A 22,966-nucleotide genomic window follows, 5' to 3' on the forward strand; every position below is an offset into this window, starting at 1 on the left:
CCCTCGATCCAGCGCTCGCCGAGCTCGACCGCACGGTCCATCTCGCCCGCTGCGTCGGTGAAGCCGAGGGTGGTGATGTCGCAGGCGGTCTGGAGCTCGCCGACCTCCCACTCGTCCTTGATCAGGCGCATCTCGGAGATCACGCGGGCGAAGTCGGTGTCGAGGCTCTCGTCGGGGGCGACCAGGGTGTCGACGGTCGCCGAGATCCCGCGGTGGACGCGGGTCTTGCCCGCCTTCGCGAGCTGACCGGCGAGCTCGTCGATGTGGCGCACCTCGAGGCCGAGGGAGTCGGAGATCTCCTTCAGCGAGGGGCGGCGGCCGACCCACAGCTCGCCGTACTGCCGGTCGCGGAAGAACTCGTCGGTCGTGCGCTCCGACCGCGGCCGCGCGTAGAGCACGGCCTCGCCCTCCTCGACCACGAGTACGGCGTCGCTGGTCTGGTTGCCGCAGACGTAGGTGTGGGCGGTGTCGCTGCGGAACCGGTAGTCGGTGTCGTAGGACCGCACCTTGAAGGTGCCGGCGGGCAGCACCAGCCGCTCGCCCGGGAAGGCCTCGGCGAGCCGCTGCCGGCGGGCCGCGGCGTACGGCGCGATCGGGTGCGGCGGGAGGTCGAGCCCCCGGTCGCCCCAGCCCTGACGCATGAACGTCGAGTAGGCCTCGGGCACCGACGGGTCGTGTGACTCGGTGTGCAGCTCGTGATCGGGGGCGGTCTCCGGCTTGATCTCCGTCTGGTCGCTCACGCCCGCAGACTACGCCCGCGCCGTTCGCGCATGCGAAGCGGAATCGACCATTTCGCTAGGCTTTCGCCATGGCCGGTGCCCCGCGCGGCAACGCCGTCTTCACGATCGTGGTGACGGCGCTGGTGCTTCTGTGCGCCGTGCCGATGAGCCTGGTCGTGGGTGCCTCCAGCGCACCGCGGGTGACGATCCTGGCCGCCTTGCTGGCCGCGGTCCCGGTCGGGCCGCTGATCGCGTGCCTGCTCTGGCTCGACCGCTACGAGCCCGAGCCGCGCCGTCTGCTCGTCGGCGGTCTGCTGTGGGGCGTGTTCGTCGCGACCGCCATCGCGCTGCTGGTCGAGGGTGTCGGCGGCTTCGTCGGCGGCATCTCCGACACGCGGATGCTCGAGATCGGTGCGCCGGTCGCCGAGGAGGCAAGCAAGGGCCTGTTCCTCCTGCTCCTGCTGTGGTGGCGTCGTGCCGAGCTCGACGGCGTCCTCGACGGCATCGTCTACGCCGGCATGGTGGGCGTCGGCTTCGCCTTCACCGAGAACATCCTCTACCTCGCCAGCGCGTACGACGGCTCCGGCGACCTCGGTCCGGGCGGCGTCCACGCCCTCACCGGCACGTTCGTCGTGCGCTGCCTGGTCAGCCCGTTCGCCCACCCGCTGTTCACCGCGTGCACGGGCGTCGGAGTCGGCATCGCGGTCAACTCCCGGAGTCGCACCACGCGCATCGTGGCTCCGGTCGTCGGGTACGGGTGCGCCGTGCTCGCCCATGCCGTGTGGAACACCGCGACCGTCTACGGGCCCGGCAACTTCGTGACGATCTACCTGATCCTGATGGCGCCGGCCTTCCTCGCCGCGGTCGCGCTCGCAATCTGGGTACGCCACTCCGAGGGCCGGATGCTCGCCGGTGCCCTGGCCGACGCCGCCCAGCGCGGGCTGCTGCCGGCGACCGACATCGCCTGGGTGGTCGACCTGACCGCGCGGCGACGCAGCCGTGCGTATGCCCGCGACACCGGCGGCGAGGCCGGCGAGCAGGCGATGCGCGACTATCAGCAGGCGGTCATCGAGCTCGGCTTCCTGCACAACCGTTACCTCCGCGGCGTACCCCCGCCGGACTACGCCGCCCGAGGTCACGACTACGTTGCCCGGATCAGTGCGCTCCGACCGTCGATCGCCTTCCCCGGACAGGTGGTACCCATCCGATGACCGTCACCACCGCCGGCCCGCAGATGCTCACGGCCCTCGTGAGACTGCGCGCGGCGCTGCAAGGAGCCGCGCTGCCGCTCGAGCTGCCCGACGTCCGGGAGCACCGACGCGCCCGCGAAGAGATGGTCAACCAGCTCGAGGACTACATCATCCCGCGCATCGTCACCCTCGAGGCACCGCTGCTCGCTGTCGTCGGCGGCTCGACCGGGGCCGGCAAGTCGACCCTGGTCAACTCCCTGGTCGGGGCGGTCGTGACCGAGGCGGGCGTGCTCCGGCCGACGACCCGGTCGCCGGTCCTGGTGCACAACCCGGCCGACGCCGACTGGTTCGGCGCCGACCGGCTGCTGCCCGAGCTCGAGCGGATCCACCACCCCACCCACGACCCCCACGCACTCCAGCTCGTGCCGGTCGACGTCGTTCCCCAGGGGCTGGCGATCCTCGACGCCCCGGACGTCGACTCGGTCGAGGAGAGCAACCGACTCCTCGCGGCTCAGCTGCTCGCCGCGGCCGACCTCTGGTTGTTCGTCACGTCGGCGGCCCGGTACGCCGACCAGGTTCCGTGGGACTTCCTGCGCCAGGCGGCCGAGCGCTCGGCGGCCGTCGCGATCGTGCTCGACCGCACCCCGGAGGACGCCGTCGAGACCGTGGCCACCCACCTGGCCCGGATGCTGGCGGCGCGTGGGCTCAAGGACTCGCCGCTGTTCACCATCAACGAGGTCACGCTCAACGAGAACGGTCTGCTCGCACCTCGACACGTCTCCGAGATCCGCGGCTGGCTCGCCGAGCTCGGCGGCGACGCCGAGGCGCGGGCCGCCATGGTCAGGCAGACCCTCGAGGGCGCGGTGCGATCGCTGACTCGCCGGGCCCACACGGTCGCGGACGCGTGTGTCGAGCAGTCCGAGGCGGCCGAACGCCTCCGCTCCGGCGCGAATGCGGCGTATGACGAGGAGATCCGGAAGGTGCTCGAGGCCACCGCCGACGGGACCCTCTTACGCGGCGAGGTGCTGGTGCGGTGGCAGGAGTTCGTCGGCACCGGCGAGCTGCTGAAGACCCTCGAGGCCAAGGTCGGCTGGCTGCGCGACCGGATGGTCAACGCGATCAAGGGCAAGCCGCAGCAGGCCGAGCGGGTCAGCGTGGCGGTCGAGTCCAGCCTCGAGACACTGATCCTCGAGCACGCGGAGGCGGCCGCCGAGCGGGCCGAGGCGTCGTGGCGGACGCTGGCGCCCGGGCAGGACCTCCTCTCCGACGTCGGCGAGGACCTCGGGCGGGCGTCGCGCGGGCTGCGCCGCCAGGCCGAGCGCGCCGTACGCGAGTGGCAGCAGGACGTCCTCGAGATGGTGCGCACGGAGGGCACCGACAAGCGCACCACCGCCCGCTTCCTGGCGTACGGCGTGAACGGGCTCGCGGTCTCGCTGATGGTCGTGGTCTTCGCCAACACCGCCGGTCTGACCGGGGCAGAGGTCGGCATCGCCGGCGGTAGCGCACTCCTGGGCCAGAAGCTGCTCGAGGCGGTCTTCGGCGACCAGGCGTTGCGCTCGCTGGCGGCGCAGGCACGAGGCAAGCTCGAGATCCGTGTCCGGGCGCTGCTCGACGAGGAGCGTCACCGCTATCTCGACCTGCTGGCCAGCCTCGGCCTCGACGCCGAGGCGGCCGAGCGGGTGCGCAACGCCGCGCGCGCCGTGGATGACCTGCGGTACGCGGGCGCCGAACGAGCGGGCACGCATTCCCTCTGACGACACCGCGCGTGCCGGGGTGCGCAAGGCGGACGGCGTGTCCCACTAGGCTCGGGAGTAACACGTTCGTGCACTTTCACGAGGGAGACGAGTGACCTCCTTGTTGGACGGAGCCAAGAGTGTCGTGTCTCGCGGCTCAGATCTGGGTGACCGGGTCGAGGCTCTCGGGCGGGCCAGCGAGTCAGCTCGAGGCCGCCTCGACGACCGGGTCGTCGACGACGCCGAGGCGACCGTCGACCGGGTCGCACGACGACTCGGTCTGACCGCCAACCACACGGTCGTCGCCATCGGGGGCGCGACCGGGTCCGGGAAGTCCTCGACGTTCAATGCCCTGGCGGGCATCGAGCTCTCCTCGGTGGGCGTACGCCGTCCCACGACGTCGTGGGCGACCGCCTGCATCTGGGGCAAGGAGGGCGCCAGCGAGCTGCTGGACTACCTCGGCATCGCGCCCCGCCACCAGATCATGCGCGACTCCCTGCTCGACCTCGGCAAGGAGGACCGGGCGCTCCAGGGCGTCGTCCTGCTCGACCTGCCCGACCACGACTCGACCGAGGTGTCGCACCATCTCGAGGTCGACCGGCTGATCGAGCTCACCGACCTGATGGTGTGGGTGCTGGATCCCCAGAAGTACGCCGACGCCGCGATCCACAGCCGCTACCTCGCCCCGCTGGCCACCCACCAGGACGTCATCCTGGTGGTCCTCAACCACATCGACGAGGTGCCCGACGACCGCCGGCGGTCGATGCTGGACGACGTACGCCGGCTCGTGGCGGCCGACGGTCTCGATCGGGTTCCGGTGCTGGCGACCAGTGCCCGCACCGGCGAGGGGATCGACGAGCTGCGGTCCGCGATCGGTGATCGGGTGCGTGCCAAGAAGGTCACCCGCGCGCGGCTGGAGGCCGACCTGCGCAGCGCGGCCGCACGCCTCGACGAGGCCACCGGGACGAGCGGGCACCCGGAGCTGTCGCAGAAGCGCATCGCAGCCCTCCAGGACGCGTTCGCAGACGCGGCTGGGGTGCCGACCATCGTCGAAGCAGTCGAGTCGGCCACCCGGGTGCGCGGCCGGCGTGCCACCGGCTGGCCGGTGACGTCGTGGATCTCCAAGCTGAAGCCCGACCCGCTCAGGCGCCTCCACCTCGACCTGGGCAAGGAGGGCTCGGCCTTCACCGGCCGCCATCGCACCTCCGTGCCCGCCTCGACCCAGGTGCAGCGCGCCCGCGTGGACGCCGAGGTCCGGGCCGTGGCCGACGAGGTCTCGGCGCCGCTCTCGCGGCCCTGGGCGGAGTCCGTACGCCGCGCGTCGGTGACGCGGCTGCCCGACCTCAACGACCGTCTCGACGCGGCCCTGTCCACCACCGAGCTCGACGCCGGCCGGATGCCTGCCTGGGCGGGACTTGTGCGCGTCCTGCAGTGGCTGCTGCTGCTCGTCGCGATCGCCGGTGTCGTGTGGTCGGCCGTGCTGATCGCCGACCCGTGGTTCGGCGTCGACCGACCGGACACCCCCGACGCAGGTGGCTTCCCGGTGCCGGTGCTCCTCCTGCTCGGTGGGGTGGTGCTCGGGCTCCTGCTGGCGTTGCTGTGCCGCTTGCTGGTCTCGGCGACCGCTCGTTCTCGTGCTCGCGCGGCCGACCGGAGGCTGCGATCGGCGATCGCGTCGGTGGCCGACGAGCTGGTCGTGGCACCGGTCCGCGCCGAGCTCGCGGCCTACGACAACGTGCGCCAGGGACTGGCTCGCGCGCTCAAGTAGCCCGCCTTCAGTCCACAGGCGGCACCGCCGCGCTCCCGCTCCACAGCCCCTCGTGCGGTCGTCGGTGGTTGTCGGTGGCCGTCTCGATGCTCGGTCCCACGTTCCACGAGACCCTTCACGAACCAGGAGATGAACCCATGAACGAGACCTTCGTGACGCTGTCGGGCTGGCTCGGCGGCGAGGTGAGCCTGCGCGAGGCGGGCGGAGTGCCGGTGGCCAGCTTCCGGGTGGCCACCACACCCCGTCGCTACCAGCGCAAGACCGACAGCTGGGAGGACGGCGACACCCAGTGGTACTCCGTGAACACCTGGCGCACCCTCGCGGAGAACTGCGAGCAGTCGCTCCGCCGGGGCGACCCCGTGGTCGTCCACGGCAAGCTGAGCGCGCACGTCTGGACCAACAAGTCGGGGCTCGAGGTGACCACGTTCGAGGTCGAGGCGGCGTTCGTCGGCCACGACCTCAACCGTGGCACGAGCGGGTTCCAACGACGCAAGCTCGCCGCGGCTCCGGCGCCGGCGGACGCCGCCTGAGGGTCTGCGCCGATCGGGCGATTCCAGGGCGTGACCCGTAGGCTTGTGGGTCATGGCTGACTACGTCTTCACCCTGCGTAACGTGCGCAAGGCGCACGGGGACAAGGTGGTCCTCGACAACGTCACGCTGTCGTTCCTGCACGGCGCCAAGATCGGTGTCGTCGGGCCGAACGGCACGGGCAAGTCGACCCTGCTGAAGATCATGGCGGGGCTCGAGCACCCGAACAACGGCGACGCGATCCTCGACCCCGGGGCGACCGTCGGCATGCTCCAGCAGGAGCCGCCGCTGACCGAGGGCACGACCGTGCTCGACAACGTCGAGGAGGCGGTCCACGAGATCAAGGGGAAGCTCGACCGCTTCAACAAGATCTCCGAGGAGCTGGCCGACCCCGACGCGGACTACGACCGCCTGCTGGGCGAGATGGGTGAGCTCCAGACCGACCTCGACCACGCCTCGGCCTGGGACCTCGACAGCCGGCTCGACCAGGCGATGGACGCCCTTCGCTGCCCTCCGCCCGACGCGATCGTCGACACCTTGTCCGGTGGCGAGCGTCGCCGGGTGGCGCTGTGCAAGCTGTTGCTCCAGCAGCCCGACCTGCTGCTGCTCGATGAGCCGACCAACCACCTCGACGCGGAGTCCGTGCAGTGGCTGGAGGGCCATCTCGCCGGCTACCCCGGTTGTGTCCTGGCGGTCACCCACGACCGCTACTTCCTCGACAACGTGGCCCAGTGGATCCTCGAGCTGGACCGGGGCAAGACGCACCCTTACGAGGGCAACTACTCGACGTACCTCGAGACCAAGAAGGAACGCCTGAAGGTCGAGGGGCAGAAGGACGCCAAGCGCGCCAAGATGCTCGAGCGCGAGCTGGAGTGGGTGCGATCCAACCCGAAGGCGCGGCAGGCGAAGAGCAAGTCCCGTCTGGCGCGGTACGACGAGCTGGCCGCCGAGGCCGACCGCAACCGCAAGATCGACACCGCCGAGATCAACATCCCGGCCGGCCCGCGGCTGGGCGACATCGTGCTCGAGGCCCACGACCTGGCCAAGGGTTTCGAGGGCCGCACGCTGATGCACGACCTGTCGTTCACGCTGCCCCGGGCCGGCATCGTCGGTGTGATCGGCCCGAACGGCGTCGGCAAGACCACGCTCTTCCGGATGATCGTGGGCGAGGAGAAGCCCGACGAGGGCGACCTCGTCGTCGGCCAGACGGTGAAGATCTCCTACGTCGACCAGAGCCGCGGTGGTCTCGACCCGCAGAAGAACGTCTGGGAGGTCGTCTCCGACGGGCTCGACTTCATCAAGGTCGCGAACTTCGAGATGCCCTCGCGGGCCTACGTCGCGTCGTTCGGGTTCAAGGGCCCCGACCAGCAGAAGCGAGCCGGAATCCTGTCCGGTGGGGAGCGCAACCGGTTGAACCTCGCGCTCACGCTGAAGATGGGCGGCAACCTGCTGCTGCTCGACGAGCCGACCAACGACCTCGACGTCGAGACGTTGCAGTCCCTGGAGGACGCTCTGCTGGAGTTCCCCGGGTGTGCGGTGGTCACCTCTCACGACCGGTGGTTCCTCGACCGCATCGCCACCCACATCCTGGCGTGGGAGGGCGACGAGGAGGACGACGCGAAGTGGTTCTGGTTCGAGGGCAACTTCGCGGCGTACGAGGAGAACAAGGTCGAGCGGTTGGGCATCGAGGCCGCGCGGCCGCACCGGGTCACCCACCGGCGCCTCACCCGCGACTGAGCGGCCGGGCTCAGCCTCGGAGGTCCGCCTCGGGGTGGCACTCGATCAGGCCGTCGGTGACGGCGTTCATGACTCGCCCGAGGGCCGCGAAGTCGTCGGTGCTGGCCAGGTCGACCAGGTAGTCGCGCACACCTTGGACGTGCACCGGGGCTGCCTCGACCAGCAGGTCGTGGCCGTACTCGGTCAGCGTGCACACGATGCCTCGACCGTCCTCGGGAGAGGTGGAGCGGGCGACGAGCCCGGCCTTCTGCATCCGCGCGACGGTGTGGGTCACCCGGCTGCGGCTGTGCGCGAGCGCGTCGGCCAGCTGCGCCATCCGCATGGACCGCTCGGGCCGCTCGGAGAGGCGGACCAGGATCTCGTACTCGGTCAGCGAGAGGTCGTGCGCGCGCTGGAGATCGGCGTCGAGACGGTCCAGCAGCAGCGTCACACCCACCGCGAAAGCACGCCACGACGCCTGCTGGTCAGCGTCCAGCCAGCGGGGCCCCCGTGCCTCGGACATACCGGAAGCGTATCGAGACACCTTCGGATTCCGCAGACCCGGCGCGTCGCGGGCGGCGTCGGCTCAGGAGAGACGCTCCAGGATCAGGGCCATGCCCTGCCCTCCGCCGACGCACATCGTGACGAGTCCGAGCGACTTGTCGTGCCAGTCGAGTGAGTTCAGCATCGTCGTCTGCAGACGCGCCCCGGTCATCCCGAACGGGTGCCCGACGGCGATCGCGCCGCCGTTGACGTTCAGGCGGTCGAGGTCGATGCCGAGGTCCTGGTACGACGGCACCACCTGCGCCGCGAACGCCTCGTTGATCTCGACCAGATCCATGTCACCGATGGTCATCCCGGCGTGGGCGAGCGCACGACGCGTCGCCTCGACCGGTCCGAGCCCCATGATCTCCGGCGACAGCGCACTCACCCCGGTGGCGACGATCCGGGCGAGCGGGGTGATCCCGAGCTCGGCGGCCCTGGTGTCCGACATCACGATCACTGCGGCGGCCCCGTCGTTCAGGGGGCAGCAGTTGCCTGCGGTGACGACGCCGTCGGGACGGAACACCGGCTTCAGGCCGGAGACCCCCTCGAGGGTGACGCCGGGCCGCGGACCGTCGTCGGCCGAGACGACGGTGCCGTCCGGCGTCGTGACCGCCGTGATCTCCCGCTGCCAGAAGCCGTCAGCCAGGGCCTTCTCGGCGAGGTTCTGCGACCGTACGCCGAACTCGTCGAGCTCGCGCCGGGTCAGCCCCCGGAGCGTGGCGACATTCTCGGCGGTCTGTCCCATCGCGATGTAGGCGTCGGGAACCACGCCGTCCTCGCGCGGATCGTGCCAGGCCTCCCCGCCGGAGCCGTGCTCGGCCCGGTCGGCCGTGCGTCCCATCGCCTCGGCGTAGAGCGGGTTACGGGTGTTCGGCCAGGAGTCGGAGCTGCCCTGGGCGTAGCGGGAGACGGTCTCGACCCCGGCCGACACGAACACATCGCCCTCGCCCGCCTTGATCGCGTGGAACGCCATCCGGGTCGTCTGCACCGAGGAGGCGCAGTACCGGGTGATGGTGGCGCCGGGCACATCGTCCATCCCGTTCATCACGTTGACGATGCGCGCCATGTTGAACCCGCTCTCGCCGCCAGGGAGGCCGCAGCCGAGGTAGACGTCGTCCACGTCGTGCCGGTCGAGAGCGGGGACCTGGTCGAGCGCCGTCCGGACCATCTGGGCGACGAGGTCGTCGGGCCGCACGTCCTTCAGCGATCCCTTGACGGCTCGGCCGATCGGGGAGCGGGCGGCGGCGACCAGTACGGCTTCGGGCATGTCGTCACCCTAGTCGGGAGCCGTGTGCCCCGGCTGGCAGGATCGGGACGTGCGCCACGTGTACGAGTGCCAGATGCGAAGGGCCGACCAGCACGGCGACACGATCAGCAACGTGGCCTTCGTGGACTACCTCCAGGAGGCGCGGCTGGACCTGCTGCGCCACCACGACACGTCGCCCACTCCGAACCCCGGCGAGGGTCTGGTCGTGGTGAACACGGTCGTCGACTACCTCGCCCCCCTGCGGCTGGCGCAGGCCCCGCTCTTCGTCGCGGTGTGGGCCACGGAGGTGCGGGCCGCGTCCTTCACGCTCGGCTACGAGCTGTACACGGGGCCGGAGGACGATCCGGTCGTGCACGGCCGCGCCACCACGCTGCTGGCGCCGTACGTCTTCGCCGCCGGGCGTCCGCGCCGGATGACGCCGGAGGAGCGAGGGCGGCTGACCGAGAGCCTCGGCCCGTCGCCGGTGTCCGACCGGGTCGCTCCCCGGGGAGGAGAGGACTGGGAGGGCCAGGTGGTCGAGCGGCCGATCCACGTGCGCTTCTCCGACGTCGACCTGCTCGGACACGTCAACAACCTCCGCTACCTCGACTACACCCAGATGGCGCAGGTCGACCTCCTGGTCGGCGTCTTCGCAGATGCCCGCGTCAACGGCACGGTCGGCACGGTGATCGTGCGGAGCGAGATCGACTACGTCGGCCAGATGAACCTCCGCTCGGAGCCTTACGCCGTACGCAGCCGGGTCGTCGGTGTCGGAGACCGGTCCGCGTCGTTCGAGCAGGAGATCCGCGACCCGATCAAGGCAGAGCGGGTGATGGCGCGCAGCCGGATCGTGGAGGTCAACGTCGACCAGGACGACAGGCCAGTGGCGTGGCACCCGAAGCACCGGGAGCTCCTCGAGCAGCGGCTCACGTCTCGTCGAAGGAATTCACCATGAACTGCGCGGCGTGGGTGATGTAGTCCCAGAACTGCGCGTCCTGCTCCGCCGGCATCTCCACCTCGTCGAGGGCTGCCCGGAAGTGGCGCAGCCAGTGCTCCTTCGCCTTCGGCGTGACGGGGTACGGCGCGTGCCGCATCCGTAGCCGTGGGTGCCCGCGGCGCTCGGAGTACGTCGTCGGCCCGCCCCAGTACTGCATCAGGAACAGCCGGAACCGCTCCTCGGCCGGGCCCAGGTCGTCCTCGGGGTAGATCGCCTTCAGGTACGGGTCGTCGGCCACGCCCCGGTAGAACGCGGCGACGATCCGGGTGATCGTCTCCTCGCCGCCGATCTCGTCGTAGAACGTGGTCACTGCTCGGCGGCCTCGGTGTCGGCGGGCGTCTGGTTCATCACGTACGACGTCGGGTACGGCGCCTGGATGCCCTCGTGGTCGAACCGCGACTTGATCCGCTCGCGCAGCACCCTCGCGACCCGCCACTGCTCCATCGGCGCGGTCTTGAGGGTCACCCGCAGGGTGATCGCGTCGGGCGTGATCGCCTCGATGCCCCAGATCTCCGGCTCCTCGATGATCACGCCCTCGTAGTCGTCGTCCCGCCACATGTCCTCGATCACGTCGGTCAGGACACTCCGCACGTGGGAGATGTCCTCGCGCGAGCTGATCTGGACGTCCAGCACGGTGCGCGCCCAGTTCTGGCTCATGTTGCCCACGCGGATGATCTCGCCGTTGCGGACGTACCAGACCGTCCCGTTGGTGTCGCGCAGTCGCGTGACGCGCAGGCTGACCGCCTCGACCGTGCCGCTCGCCTCACCGACGTCGACGACGTCGCCGACGCCGTACTGGTCCTCGAAGATCATGAAGATCCCGGACAGGTAGTCCTTGACCAGCGTCTGCGATCCGAAGCCCAGGGCCACGCCCAGGATCCCCGCGCTGGCCAGGATCGGGGCGATGTCGAGGCCCAGCTCGGCGAGCATCATCGTGATCGCGATCGCGATCACGACCCCCGAGACGATGCTCTTGAGAAGCGTGCCCACGGTCTTGGCGCGCTGCACACGACGCGTGGAGCCAGGCGTTGGCTCGCTCGAGCTGCGACCGAGCTTGCCGTTGGTGAGCCGACCGGGGAGGACCCCCTCCTCCGCCCTGCTCACGAGTCGGTCGATCAGGCGGTGCAGCATGAACTGCACCACCACCGCGATCACGAAGATCAGCACCAGGACGCCCGCCTTCTTGGCGAGGTGCTTGCCGAGGTCCTGCCACTGGTCCTGGCTGATCACGACCTGGCTGATCAGGGTGAGAGCCGCGGGCATGGGGACCAGTATCCTCATCGCGTGACCACGAAGTCCCGGGCCCCGCGGCGCATCGCGCTCGTTGTGGGCTCCGCCACGATCCTGCTCATCGCGTACGCCGGGCCGGCGTCCGCGGACATTCCCGTCGGGTGGAGCAAACCCCAGCCGGTGCCCGTCCTCCACTTCCTGCTGCTGTTCGTGGGCATCCCGGTGCTGATCACGCTCGGGATCCTGGCGGCGGTCTACCTTCCCGGTGTCGTCCGCGGTGAGTCGGTCGCACCTGCGGGTGCGCGCTCGGACGACCAGTGGTTCGGTGGACGACGCGACACCGCCGAGCTCGAGTCCGCCTCGACGCCGCGGACCGACGCGGACGGTGACCGCGACACCGGCGGAGCCGGCGGCACCTGGTGACCACGGGGTGATCGAGATGGCCCGTGAGTTCACCGCGACCCAGCGCGCCTCCCTCGACCAGGCCATCCGGTCGGCCGAGCGGGTGTCGCGCTGCGAGTTCTCCGTGTTCGTCGGCACCAGCGAGGGCGACCCGCGGCAGTTCGCCGAGCGGCTGCACGCGGCGCTGTCGACCCCCGCACGCAGTGTTCTGGTCATGGTCGACCCGGTCGCGCGGCTGATCGAGGTCGTCACCGGTTCCGAGGTACGCCGCGTGCTCAGCGACCAGGAGGTCGCGCTCGCGGTGCTCGAGATGCGCACCGAGTTCGCCGGCGGCGACCTGGTGCGCGGGCTTCGCCGGGGCGTGACCATGCTCGCGATGGGCGCCCGAGCGCCGCGGACCCTGCACGCCGAGGCTTAGCCTGCGTCGCGCTCCTGCGCGGCGAGCGCGCGGAGGACGTCCGCCCGGCCCTCCCTCACGTAGCGCTTGGCAGCGGGTGTCGCGGGCGACTCATCCAGCCAGCGGTCGATCCGCTGGACGAGCGCGAGGCTGCCGAGTGGGAGCGGGAAGACGTCCTCGAGCAGGTTCGACGCCATGTGGGTGCCCAGCTCCTCCCAGGCGGTGTCGGCGGCGGCGAGATACTTCTCGACGTACGGCGCGAGCAGCTCCTCCTGTCCGTACCGCATGAACGTCCCGGCGATCGACCGATGCGTCTCGTTCGGCACGTCGGGGTTCGCCACGAGCTCGGTCCACGCGGCCGCCTTGGCATCGGCGTCCGGGCGCGAGGCCCGCGCGGCCGCGGCGTTCTCCTGCCCGGAGATCGTGGGGTCGCGATCCAGCTCGGCGTCGATCTCGGCGTCGCCGACCGCACCACAGCGAGCGAGCCCGACCAGGAGCATCCAGCGCAGGTCGGTGTCGATCTCGAGACCCTCGACGGTCACCGAGCCGTCGAGCAGTCCGGCGACCTCCTCGATGCCCTCGTCGGAGACCAGGGCGGCGGCGTACAGCCGGGCGAAGATCAGCTGGGCGTTGCTGCCGGGCTCGGCCTGGTGCAGCAGGGTGCGCAGCCCGGCCTCCCAGGTGGCCCGCAGCCCGGCTCGCTTGGCGGGGTCGGAGTAGAGGTTGACGGCGATGCCGGCGTAGCTCGGGATGGCGCGGATGCCGAAGGCGTCGGTCTCACTGCCGATGTTCTGCAGGACGAGCGCGACGTAGTCGGACGCCGCCATCTCGGCGTCGCGGGTCATGTCCCAGGCGGCACCCCAGCACAGCGCGCGCGCCAGCGAGTCGTCGAGGGTCCGCAGACCGCGCACCAGGGTCGCCAGCGACCGCTCGTCGAGGCGGATCTTGGCGTAGGTGAGGTCGCCGTCGTTGAGCAGCAGCAGGTCCGGCTGCCGCTCGCCGACGAGCTCGTCGATCGACGTGAGCTCGCCCTCGCCCTCGACGTCGACCTCGACGTTGCGTCGCCGCACCAGGCGGCCGTCGCGCTCGTCGTACAGGCCGATGCCGATGCGGTGGCGTCGCAGCGTCCGGTTGTCGCCGCCCGCCGTCTGCCGGACCCCGAACGACGCGTAGTCGCCGTCTGCGGTGAGCTCGAACGCGGGGGAGAGGGTGTTGACGCCGCTGGTCTGGAGCCACTCCTTCGCCCAGGCGTCCAGCTCGCGCCCGGAGGCCTTCTCCAGCGCGGTCAGCAGGTCGACGAACTCGGAGTTCGCGTAGGCGTGGTCCTTGAAGTACTGGCGGAGACCGACCAGGAACTCGTCGATGCCGACCCACGCGACCAGCTGCTTGAGCACCGAGGCGCCCTTGGCGTAGGTGATGCCGTCGAAGTTCACCTCGACCGCACGCAGGTCGTAGTTGTCCGCGGCGATCGGGTGCGTCGACGGCAGCTGGTCCTGGCGCAGCGCCCAGTTCTTCCGGGCGTTGGTGAAGCCCGTCCAGGACTCGGTGTACGACGTGTTCTCGACCGCCGCGTGGTAGCACGCCCACTCGGCGAACGACTCGTTCAGCCACAGGTCGTCCCACCAGCGCATGGTCACCAGGTCGCCGAACCACATGTGCGCCATCTCATGCAGGATCACCGAGCAGCGGAACTCGTAGAACGCGGAGTCCTGCCTGCTGCGGGGGAGGTACTCGTCGCGGAGCGTGATCGCACCGGCGTTCTCCATCGCCCCGGAGTTGTACTCCGGCACGTACAGCTGGTCGTACTTCTCGAACGGGTACGGGAAGTCGAAGGCCTCCTCGAAGAACTCGAAGCCCTGCCGGGTGATCAGCAGCAGCTCCTCGGTGTCGAGATGCTCCACCAGCGCCTGCCGGCAGTAGTGGCCGAGCGAGATCGGGCCGTTCTTGCCCTGGTAGGAGTCGAGGTGCTCGTGGTACTCACCGGCGATCAGCGCCGTGACGTACGTCGACATCCGCTTCGACTCCGGGAAGCTCCACCGGGCCCTGCCGTCGCCGAGCGGCTCAGGCGCCGGCGTCGGTGCGTTCGACACGACCTTCCAGCTCTCGGGGGCCACGACGGTCCAGGTGTAGACCGACTTCAGGTCGGGCTGCTCGAACGTCGTGTACACGCGACGGGCGTCGGGCACCTCGAACTGCGTGTAGAGGTAGACGCGGTCGTCCACCGGGTCGACGAACCGGTGCAGGCCCTCACCCGAGTGGGAGTAGCTGCAGTCCGCCCGCACGACGAGCTCGTTGTCCGCCTCCAGGTCGGTCAGCGCGATCCGGCTGTCGGCGTACACCTCCGCGGGGTCCAGGCTGCGGCCGTTCAGCGTGATCTCGTCGACGGTGGCGCCCACGAGATCGGCGAACGTGTCCGCCCCGGGCTCGCGGCACGCGAAGCGGAGCGTCGTGGTGGAGGAGAAGGTCTTGTCGCCCGTCGTGAGGTCCAGGTCGATGGAGTACGACGTGACGTCCAGGAGTGCGGCGCGGGTAGCGGCCTCTTCCCGGGTCAGATTGGTACCAGGCATGGGCCGATCCTGCCATTGGGCGGGACCCGTCCGACAATCCCGTTCGGACACGTTTGTATGACGAATCCAGACCAGCGATCCTGGGTCCGTGGCTGATCGGGACGTCGAGGCCGGATCTGGTGTGCGACGGGAATGGTCGACCCCGTCAACTTGTTCCCACGACATGGACGCCACCTCGGAGACCACCGGCCCCGTCACCCTCGACACCGCTGACTTCTGGTTCGACCCGCTGTGCCCCTTCGCCTGGATCACGTCGCGCTGGATGCTCGAGGTCGAGCAGGTCCGCGACGTGCGGGTGCGGTGGCGGGTGATGAGCCTGTACTTCCTCAACAAGGACCGCGACCTCGATCCCGACTATCAGACACGGATCGCACGAGGGCTTCCCGTCGGTCGCGTGCTGATCGCCTCGGAGCAGAAGCTGGGGCCGGACGCGCTGCTCCCGCTCTACACGGCGCTCGGAGAACGCATCCACCACGAGAAGCAGGAGATCGGCCGCGAGCTGGTCGAGGGCGCCCTGGCCGACGCCGGACTCCCGGCCGAGCTGGTCGAGGCGATGGACGATGCGTCGTACGACGACGCCCTGCACGCGTCGCACCAGGAGGCGATCGACCGGGTGGGCGACGAGGTGGGCACCCCGACGATCGCGGTCAACGGTTCGGCCTTCTTCGGCCCGGTGCTGACCCGCATCCCGCGCGGTGAGGACGCCGGCCGGCTCTGGGACGGCACCATCGCGGTCGCCGACTTCCCGTACTTCTTCGAGATCAAGCGCACCCGCACCGGCGAGCTCGACTTCAGCTGACGGCGCGATCACCGCTGGCTCTCGCTCACTAGGCTGCTGGGCATGAGTCATGTCCTGTCCGCCGTCGCCTGGCCGTACGCCAACGGCCCGCGCCACATCGGCCACGTGGCCGGGTTCGGCGTGCCCTCCGACGTGTTCAGCAGGTACATGAGGATGGCCGGGCACGACGTACTGATGGTGTCGGGCACCGACGAGCACGGCACACCGATCCTGGTCGCGGCCGACGCCGTGGGGGTCAGCGCCAAGGACCTGGCCGACAAGAACAACGCGGTGATCGTCCAGGACCTGGTCGACCTCGGCCTGTCCTACGACCTGTTCACCCGCACCACGACGGGGAACCACTACCGGGTCGTCCAGGAGCTGTTCACCACCGTGCACCGCAACGGCTACATGGTCGAGCGCACGGCCAAGGGCGCGGTCAGTCCGTCGACCGGTCGCACCCTGCCCGACCGCTACATCGAGGGCACCTGCCCGATCTGCGGGTACGGCGAGGCGCGCGGCGACCAGTGCGACAACTGCGGCAACCAGCTCGATCCGACCGACCTGATCAACCCGCGGAGCAAGATCAACGGCGAGACACCGGAGTTCGTGGAGACGCAGCACTTCTTCCTCGACCTGCCGGAGCTGGCGGACGCGCTCACGACGTACCTCAAGGGCCGCGAGGAGAGCGGCACCTGGCGGCCGAACGTCATCAACTTCTCCCTCAACGTGATCGAGGACCTGCGCCCGCGGGCGATGACCCGGGACATCGACTGGGGCATCCCGATCCCGCTCGACGGCTGGCGGGACAACCCGACCAAGCGGTTCTACGTCTGGTTCGACGCCGTCATCGGCTATCTGTCGGCGTCGATCGAGTGGGCCCGCAGGATCGGTGATCCCGAGCGCTGGCGCGACTGGTGGAACGACCCGGAGGCGCTCTCCTACTACTTCATGGGCAAGGACAACATCGTCTTCCACTCGGTCATCTGGCCGGCCGAGCTCCTGGCGTACGACGGGAAGGGCGCGCTGGGCGGGGAGCCGGGGCCGTACGGCGACCTGCAGCTGCCGACCGAGGTGGTCTCCAGCGAGTTCATGACGATGGAGAGCAAGCAGTTCTCGACCAGCCGCGGCCACGTGATCCTGGTCGGCGAGATGCTCGCCCGCTACCAGCCCGACGCGCTGCGCTACTACATCTGTGCGGCCGGTCCGGAGACCTCGGACGCCGACTTCACCTGGGCGGACTTCGTGCTGCGCACGAACTCCGAGCTGGTCGCCGGTTGGGGCAACCTGGTCAACCGGACGGCCACGATGATCGCGAAGAGCTTCGGCGAGATCCCCGCCGCGGCGACGCTCGAGCCGGTCGACGAGGCGGTGCTCGAGGTCGTCCGTACGGGGTTCGCGACCGTCGGCGACCTGCTCGGCCGACAGCGGCTGCGCAGCGCCACCGCCGAGGCGATGCGGGTGGTCGGCGAGCTGAACAAGTACCTGACCGTCACCGAGCCGTACAAGATGAAGGACGACTCGCAGCGCGAGCGGCTCGGGACCGTGCTGCACGTGGCGGCCCAGTGCGTGCTCGACTGCAACACGATCCTGGCGCCGTTCCTGCCGTTCTCGGCCAACGCGGTATGGACGGTCTTCGGCGGTCAGGGCGAGTTCATGCCGATGCCGCGGATCGATCACGTCGAGGACCTCGACCCGGACGACGGCGCCGGCCTCCACGTCTACCCGATCATCACCGGTGACTACTCCTCGACGCCGCGCTGGGAGAGCCGTCCGGTGACGGTGGGCGCGACGGTCGAGCCGCCGACGCCGGTCTTCACCAAGCTCGACCCGGCAGTCGTCGACGAGGAGCTGGCGAGGTTCGCCGGCTGACTGCTCGGGACGTCAGCACGCCGGCGGTCAGAAGCCGCGCGTGGCGTACGGGCCGACGTCGGTGCGGAACGCCTGCCAGAGATCGCGGACCGCGCCCGGTCGGTGCTCGGCGATCACGCCACCTCGGTGCATCTCCGCGAGGTTGGCGCCACCGAGGTACGCCGCGCCCAGGGCCGTCACCGGCAGGGAGACCTCGGCGTCGTCATCGGTCCGCGTCGCGTCGCCGGTGCCGTCCTTGACCCGGATCCGCCAGCGACCGGCGTTCCAGGGCGCCGAGGCGTCGGCCACCTCGACCACCACGTCGCAGTCGGCCTCGTAGCCGCGCGCCGCGACGGACTCCGGCAGGTCGACCAACCGGACCCAGAGGCTGTCGTAGCTGTTCACTCCACCGAGCCCGCGCGGACCCTGCACCCACGACAGGATCGGGTCCGTGCCGGCGACGCCGTCGACCTTGACGGTCCCGGAGAGGTCGAGGTCGACCACGCGTCGCAGGAGGGCCAGTCGCGCGACCGGGCCGCCCGAGATCGGCCGCACGGCCACCTCGGCGGCGGGACGCGAGTTCGGCCACTTGTGCGTGCGCTTGAACACGACGTACCCGACGTCGCGCCCGTCGCGGATCGCGAACAGGATCCGTGGCGGCTCGCTGTCGCGCGTCTCCTCTGCGGTCACGTGCCCGAGCTCGGCGTAGAACGCCTCGTTGCCGACGATGGTGCCGACGTTGGTGGCCATCAGGTCGAGGTCGATGCGGCGGCGCCGTTGGTCGACGCCGTCGTCGGTCACGGTGCCGAGCCGGGTCACGATGGCGCCGGCCTCGTCCTCGAGGTGCGGGGCCGTGAACGTCGAGCCCCGCCCGACCTCGATCGTCAGCTCCCAGGACGCCAGCCCGTAGCCGTGCCGGCCGTAGATCCCGGGCTCGCTGGCGTGCAGCGCCGACAGGTGAAGCCCCTCGCGACGCGCCTGCTCGAAGTGGTGCTCGAGCATCGCGGTCAGCAGTCCGCGACGGCGGTGGTCGGGGTGGACGCCCACCCAGGTGAGACCGGCTACGGGGACGACGCGGCCGGCACCGGCCCCGTCGGGCACCGAGAGCTCCATCGGGCGCACGCCGTAGATGCCGGGGTACGTCGCGGGGTCGACCTCCGCGCCCACGACCTCGGCGTAGAACCGCTGGTCCGCGGGAACGCCCCGCAGCTGCAGGTCGAGCGGGTCGCTACTGACGCTGTCGAACCAGACCAGCTTGTCGGTGGCCAGGTAGCGGGCATCGTCCGTCGCACGCTCCACGCGGATCTCCGGGCGCTGCTTCTCGGCCATGCCACCAGGAAACCCGTGCCGCGGAGGGCTGTCCAACGACTTTGTCCGTCAGTGCTGCAGCTCGGCCAGCTTCGCGAACGCGCCCTGCACGACGTCGGCCTCGTTCACGCCGTACACCTGCCGGAAGAGCCTCGGGGTGAGCGCGTCGGCATTCACGTCCTGGTACTGGGCCCGGTAGGCCTTCATCAGCTCGATGAGCTTCGCGACGCCGCCATGGTCGACGAGCCAGGCGACCGCGGCCTGCGAGACGGGGTAGTTGACGGTCGGGTCGGTGTTGAACAGACCGATGCTCGGCAGGGCTCGGTCTGCATGCATCACGGAGCGGTACAGCGTGGCAGGCACCTGCAGGGCCGAGAAGTCGTCCGGGTAGTACTCCACCCAGGTCGCGACGCCCTCGGTGAGCCGCTTGGGGTTGCTGCCGGAATACTCACGCAACAGGTAGTGGGTGAGCTCGTGGCGCAGGATCCCGGTGTCCGACACGACGTCGTCGACGAGGTTCGGGTTGACCTTGATCGCGGTGCCGGCCGGGCCGGTGACGTGGTTGCCGAGCCGGTCCGATGCCGTGAGCCCGAACGTCACGGCCGCCGCCTCCTCCCGCGAGACGGAGCTGAAGTCGTAGGCCAGCCCGTTCGTGGTCGCGTCCACCAGCACGCGGTACGACGCGGGCACGCCGAGGAGGTGCGCGTCGTAGGTGATGTCGTCGCGGATGGCCGTGGTGAGCCGGTCGAGCGAGTCGGCGGCGGACGCGTCGACGATGACGGTGAGCGCACCGTCGCGGCGCGCCACGACGGGGACGCCGTACCAGGGGCGCTCCTGGGGCGAGTCGAAGTGGCCGCTGTCCTCCGGCTGGCTGACCGCCCCCACCAGCCAGTGGCCGTGCCGCCGTACGAACGTCATGTCGACGGGGTTGGACACCGGTTCCGATAGCGTCTGCGCCAGCTGCAGGTGCTCGACGACCACGGGGTGGAAGACCGGGTCACCGCCCGGAACGCGGGCCGGCACCAGCGCCGAGGTGTCGACGGCGTACGCCAGGTGGGTGACGTCGAGCTGCCGGAGGTTGTCGAACAGCACCCGTTGCCGGGCGACCAGGTCGGGCTGCTGGGGGTCGACCGTCGCCACGAACCCCTTTTCGTCGCCGGCGACGACCGCCTTGGCCTGCGCGGCCATGACCCTCCGGATCGCACGGAAGTCCTGGCGCGTCGGGTCGAAGGGCGCGCTCCGGCCGACGTCTGACGAGCTCGGGGGAGCGGTCGCGTCGGGCGGAGCGGCCGACGAGGAGCCGCCCGCGCCGCAGCCGGCGAGGAGCGTGACGGCGCCCGCCAGGGCGAGTGAGCTCGCCCCGAGGCGTCGCAGCATGCCAGGACTGTAGACGAGCGATTCCCGCCGTGGGTGCGGGCTGGCACGATGTGCGCCATGCGCGTCCACCTCGGCTCCGACCACGCGGGTCTCGACCTGAAGCAACAACTGATCGGCCACCTCCGTGCGCAGGGCCACGAGCCTGTCGACCACGGGGCCCTCGTCTACGACGCCGTCGATGACTACCCCGTGTTCTGCCTGCGCGCGGCGGAGGCCGTGGTCGCCGACGCGGGGAGCCTGGGCGTCGTCATCGGTGGCTCCGGCAACGGCGAGCAGATCGCGGCGAACAAGGTGAAGGGCGTCCGAGCCGCCCTCGTGTGGAGCGAGGAGACCGCGGTCCTGGCCCGGCAGCACAACGACGCGAACGTGATCTCGGTCGGCGGCCGGATGCACACCCTCGACGAGATGACCCACTTCGTCGACCTGTTCCTGGCGACGGCGTTCACCGGCGAGCAGCGCCACGTGCGCCGGATCGCGATGCTCGCCGACTACGAGCAGACCGGCGACCTGCCACCTCTGCCGGCCGGCGCGCTGGGGGAGGACCGTGCCTGAGGGTCACACCCTGCACCGGCTGGCCACCGAGCTCACCGATGCCTTCGCCGGGCACCCGGTGCGCGTGAGCAGTCCGCAGGGTCGCTTCGACACCGAGGCCACGCAGCTCGACGGGTCGACGCTGCTGGTCGCAGAGTCGGCCGGGAAGCACCTGTTCCTCGACTTCGACGCCGACCGCGTCGTACACGTGCACCTCGGGTTGATCGGTGGCTTCGACGTGCACCGCGGGGTCAGCGAGGTCCCGGCACCGGTCGGTCAGGTGCGGTTGCGGCTGATCGGGGGCGGCGGCCGCACGTCGTACGCCGACCTGCGCGGGGCCACGCAGTGCGCGCTGGTCACCTCCACCCGCCGCGACGAGATCGTCGGGAAGCTCGGCCCCGATCCGCTGCGGGCCGACGCCGACCCGAGCCGGGCCTGGGCGCGCATCTCGAGGAGTCCTCGTGCCGTCGGCGACCTGCTGATGGACCAGGCGGTGCTCGCCGGGGTCGGCAACGTCTACCGGGCCGAGGTGCTGTTCCGGCATCACATCCACCCCCTTCGGCCGGGGCGCACGCTTCGCGTCGGGCAGTGGCGGGCGATGTGGGCCGACCTCGTGGAGCTGATGGCCGAGGGCGTGCGAACGGGCCGGATCGACACCGTGCGGCCCGAGCACACCCCCGAGGCCATGGGGCGGCCGCCCCGCGTCGACGACCACGGCGGCGAGGTCTACGTCTATCGACGTACCGGGCAGCCGTGCCTGGTGTGCGGCAGCATCGTGCGCACGGCCGTGCTGGTGGGGCGCAACGTCTTCTGGTGCCCGAACTGCCAGCGCAAGTTCCGCTCGCGGGCTCTACAGTGAACCCCTCATCGAAGGACGGTGCCTTGACCATGACCGCACCTTCTGCCGGGCGACGGCCCGCGACGGCTCGCTCGCGGCGCCGTTGGAGCGCATTCCTGGTGGGGGGCTCCGAGCCCGAGCGGTTGGTGCTCGTCAGCTTGTTCGTGCTGGCGACCCTGGTCGGGGCCGCGATGGTGGCGGTCCCCAAGTGGGCGCCGATCACCGTCATCGTCCTGCCGATGGTCATGGGTGGGTTGTTCCTCGCGCCGCGGGCGCTCCCGTGGTTCATCATCTACAACCTGGTGCTGCTGACCCTGGCGCTGCCGAAGCTGCCGAGCCTCACCCTGCGCAGCGTCGTCTCGATCGGCGTGCTGTTCCTCCTGGCCTTCATCATCATGATCGGCTCGTTCCGCCGCTCCCGGCTCGGCATCGCCGGGAGCATGGGCGAGTCGATGCTGGTCGACCTCAGCGACCGCATCCAGGGTCAAGGAGTGCTGCCCGCGCTGTCTGAGCCCTGGCACGCCGAGTCGGTCATCCGGTCGGCCGGCGGCACCCGATTCTCCGGCGACTTCTTCGTCGTGGGCGACGTCGACTCGGGTCGGCTCGACGTGTCCGTGGTCGACGTGTCCGGCAAGGGCGACCGCGCGGGCACCCGAGCCCTGCTCCTCGCCGGGGCGATGGGAGGGCTGGTGACGGCGTTGGAGCCGCGGGAGTTCCTGCCGGCCACGAACGCCTATCTGCTCAACCACCCCTGGCAGGACGGCTTCGCCACGGCCGTGCACCTCAGCGTCGACATGGCGTCGGGGGCGTTCGCCGTCTGGACCGCCGGGCACCCGCCGGCCCTGCACTGGCGCGCCGGGGCCGGTCGCTGGACGCCCTTGGAGTCCGAGGGTCCGATGCTCGGCCTGATCCCCGACGCCGACTTCCACGAGGCGGGTGGCGTGCTCCGTTCCGGTGACGCGCTGATGCTCTACACCGACGGCATGGTCGAGACCCGCACCACCGACATCGGGATCGGCATCGACCGCCTGATCGGCCAGGCCGATCGTCGCCTGCGCAGCAACTTCGCCGGGGGTGCCAAGACCCTGGTCGACTCGGTGGGCGGCCGGTCCGATGACCGGGCCCTGCTGCTGGTCTGGCGCGACTGACGGTACGACGCGTGCTCGCGCGGCGGCGTGCGGCAAGGGATTCGGAAGCGTCGCGGCCGGTGTGGCACCATGACCTCGCGCGTCTCGCGGGAGGGG

General features: G+C 70.5%; 21 protein-coding genes. 13 read left to right on the forward strand and 8 right to left on the reverse strand.

Annotated features, from left to right (window positions below; all coding sequences use genetic code 11):
• On the reverse strand, window positions 1–740 hold a 740-nt coding region (locus VGJ24_RS17425), incomplete at its 3' end, for an aminopeptidase P N-terminal domain-containing protein (RefSeq protein ID WP_331501912.1).
• Window positions 741–808: 68 nt separating this feature from the next.
• Between VGJ24_RS17425 and VGJ24_RS17430 the strand changes: the two genes are divergently transcribed.
• From VGJ24_RS17430 to ettA, 5 genes are all read left to right on the forward strand, one after another.
• A complete protein-coding gene (locus tag VGJ24_RS17430) occupies window positions 809–1,930 on the forward strand; it encodes a PrsW family intramembrane metalloprotease (RefSeq protein ID WP_331501913.1) in 1,122 nt (373 codons plus the stop codon).
• Window positions 1,927–3,663, forward strand: coding sequence for an ABC transporter (locus VGJ24_RS17435; protein ID WP_331501914.1), 1,737 nt, complete (start codon window positions 1,927–1,929; stop codon window positions 3,661–3,663). The genes VGJ24_RS17430 and VGJ24_RS17435 overlap by 4 nt, the downstream gene beginning before the upstream one ends.
• Window positions 3,664–3,787: 124 nt before the next feature.
• Window positions 3,788–5,410: a GTPase gene (locus VGJ24_RS17440; protein WP_331501915.1), complete on the forward strand. Its 1,623-nt coding sequence runs from the start codon at window positions 3,788–3,790 to the stop codon at window positions 5,408–5,410.
• A 137-nt stretch (window positions 5,411–5,547) separates the two neighbouring features.
• Complete coding sequence (locus VGJ24_RS17445) at window positions 5,548–5,940, forward strand: single-stranded DNA-binding protein (RefSeq protein WP_331501916.1); 393 nt, start codon at window positions 5,548–5,550, stop codon at window positions 5,938–5,940.
• Between the two features lie 52 nt (window positions 5,941–5,992).
• Window positions 5,993–7,675, forward strand: coding sequence for an energy-dependent translational throttle protein EttA (gene ettA, locus VGJ24_RS17450; RefSeq protein WP_331501917.1), 1,683 nt, complete (start codon window positions 5,993–5,995; stop codon window positions 7,673–7,675).
• 10 nt (window positions 7,676–7,685) lie between these two features.
• On the opposite strand, the gene VGJ24_RS17455 is transcribed toward ettA, so the two are convergent.
• Window positions 7,686–8,177 (reverse strand): MarR family winged helix-turn-helix transcriptional regulator, encoded by a 492-nt coding sequence (locus tag VGJ24_RS17455; protein WP_331501918.1) that lies wholly within the window; start codon window positions 8,175–8,177, stop codon window positions 7,686–7,688.
• A 63-nt stretch (window positions 8,178–8,240) separates the two neighbouring features.
• Entirely contained in the window at window positions 8,241–9,467 is a 1,227-nt protein-coding gene (locus VGJ24_RS17460; protein WP_331501919.1) for an acetyl-CoA C-acetyltransferase, read from the reverse strand.
• A gap of 49 nt (window positions 9,468–9,516) precedes the next feature.
• Here VGJ24_RS17460 and VGJ24_RS17465 point away from each other — a divergent pair, with 49 nt between their 5' ends.
• Window positions 9,517–10,401 carry an acyl-CoA thioesterase gene (locus VGJ24_RS17465; protein WP_331501920.1) on the forward strand — a complete coding sequence of 295 codons (885 nt, stop codon included), beginning with the start codon at window positions 9,517–9,519 and terminating at the stop codon, window positions 10,399–10,401.
• Here the strand turns inward: VGJ24_RS17465 and VGJ24_RS17470 are convergent.
• On the reverse strand, window positions 10,373–10,753 hold the full coding sequence (locus VGJ24_RS17470) for a globin (RefSeq protein WP_331501921.1): 381 nt from the start codon (window positions 10,751–10,753) through the stop codon (window positions 10,373–10,375). The two genes, VGJ24_RS17465 and VGJ24_RS17470, sit on opposite strands and share 29 nt — an antisense overlap.
• Window positions 10,750–11,706, reverse strand: a complete 957-nt coding sequence (locus VGJ24_RS17475) for a mechanosensitive ion channel family protein (RefSeq protein WP_331501922.1) — start codon at window positions 11,704–11,706, stop codon at window positions 10,750–10,752. Before VGJ24_RS17475 ends, VGJ24_RS17470 begins: the two co-directional genes overlap by 4 nt.
• A gap of 21 nt (window positions 11,707–11,727) precedes the next feature.
• On the opposite strand from VGJ24_RS17475, the gene VGJ24_RS17480 reads away from it, so the two are divergent.
• Window positions 11,728–12,096 carry a hypothetical protein gene (locus VGJ24_RS17480; RefSeq protein WP_331501923.1) on the forward strand — a complete coding sequence of 123 codons (369 nt, stop codon included), beginning with the start codon at window positions 11,728–11,730 and terminating at the stop codon, window positions 12,094–12,096.
• Between the two features lie 16 nt (window positions 12,097–12,112).
• Window positions 12,113–12,493 (forward strand): DUF5130 family protein, encoded by a 381-nt coding sequence (locus VGJ24_RS17485; protein ID WP_331501924.1) that lies wholly within the window; start codon window positions 12,113–12,115, stop codon window positions 12,491–12,493.
• Here the strand turns inward: VGJ24_RS17485 and pepN are convergent.
• The gene (pepN, locus tag VGJ24_RS17490; RefSeq protein WP_331501925.1) at window positions 12,490–15,039 is read right to left on the reverse strand and encodes an aminopeptidase N; all 2,550 of its coding nucleotides are present in this window, start codon (window positions 15,037–15,039) and stop codon (window positions 12,490–12,492) included. The two genes, VGJ24_RS17485 and pepN, sit on opposite strands and share 4 nt — an antisense overlap.
• A 163-nt stretch (window positions 15,040–15,202) precedes the next feature.
• Between pepN and VGJ24_RS17495 the strand changes: the two genes are divergently transcribed.
• The gene (locus VGJ24_RS17495; protein ID WP_331501926.1) at window positions 15,203–15,838 is read left to right on the forward strand and encodes a disulfide bond formation protein DsbA; all 636 of its coding nucleotides are present in this window, start codon (window positions 15,203–15,205) and stop codon (window positions 15,836–15,838) included.
• Window positions 15,839–15,880: 42 nt separating this feature from the next.
• Complete coding sequence (gene metG, locus VGJ24_RS17500) at window positions 15,881–17,689, forward strand: methionine--tRNA ligase (RefSeq protein ID WP_331501927.1); 1,809 nt, start codon at window positions 15,881–15,883, stop codon at window positions 17,687–17,689.
• Between the two features lie 27 nt (window positions 17,690–17,716).
• On the opposite strand, the gene VGJ24_RS17505 is transcribed toward metG, so the two are convergent.
• Together VGJ24_RS17505 and VGJ24_RS17510 are read right to left on the reverse strand one after the other, a co-directional pair.
• Window positions 17,717–18,997, reverse strand: coding sequence for a GNAT family N-acetyltransferase (locus VGJ24_RS17505; protein ID WP_331501928.1), 1,281 nt, complete (start codon window positions 18,995–18,997; stop codon window positions 17,717–17,719).
• A 48-nt stretch (window positions 18,998–19,045) separates the two neighbouring features.
• Entirely contained in the window at window positions 19,046–20,353 is a 1,308-nt protein-coding gene (locus VGJ24_RS17510) for a hypothetical protein (protein ID WP_331501929.1), read from the reverse strand.
• A 57-nt stretch (window positions 20,354–20,410) separates the two neighbouring features.
• Here VGJ24_RS17510 and VGJ24_RS17515 point away from each other — a divergent pair, with 57 nt between their 5' ends.
• The 3 genes from VGJ24_RS17515 to VGJ24_RS17525 are packed head-to-tail and all read left to right on the forward strand — an operon-like array spanning window position 20,411 to window position 22,870.
• The gene (locus VGJ24_RS17515) at window positions 20,411–20,905 is read left to right on the forward strand and encodes a ribose-5-phosphate isomerase (protein WP_331501930.1); all 495 of its coding nucleotides are present in this window, start codon (window positions 20,411–20,413) and stop codon (window positions 20,903–20,905) included.
• Window positions 20,898–21,743, forward strand: a complete 846-nt coding sequence (locus VGJ24_RS17520) for an Fpg/Nei family DNA glycosylase (protein ID WP_331501931.1) — start codon at window positions 20,898–20,900, stop codon at window positions 21,741–21,743. The genes VGJ24_RS17515 and VGJ24_RS17520 overlap by 8 nt, the downstream gene beginning before the upstream one ends.
• A gap of 29 nt (window positions 21,744–21,772) precedes the next feature.
• Window positions 21,773–22,870: a PP2C family protein-serine/threonine phosphatase gene (locus VGJ24_RS17525; protein ID WP_331501932.1), complete on the forward strand. Its 1,098-nt coding sequence runs from the start codon at window positions 21,773–21,775 to the stop codon at window positions 22,868–22,870.
• Window positions 22,871–22,966: the final 96 nt, after the last annotated feature.

Origin of the sequence: Nocardioides sp. (assembly GCF_036493135.1) — a bacterium.
Lineage (GTDB): Bacteria > Actinomycetota > Actinomycetes > Propionibacteriales > Nocardioidaceae > Nocardioides.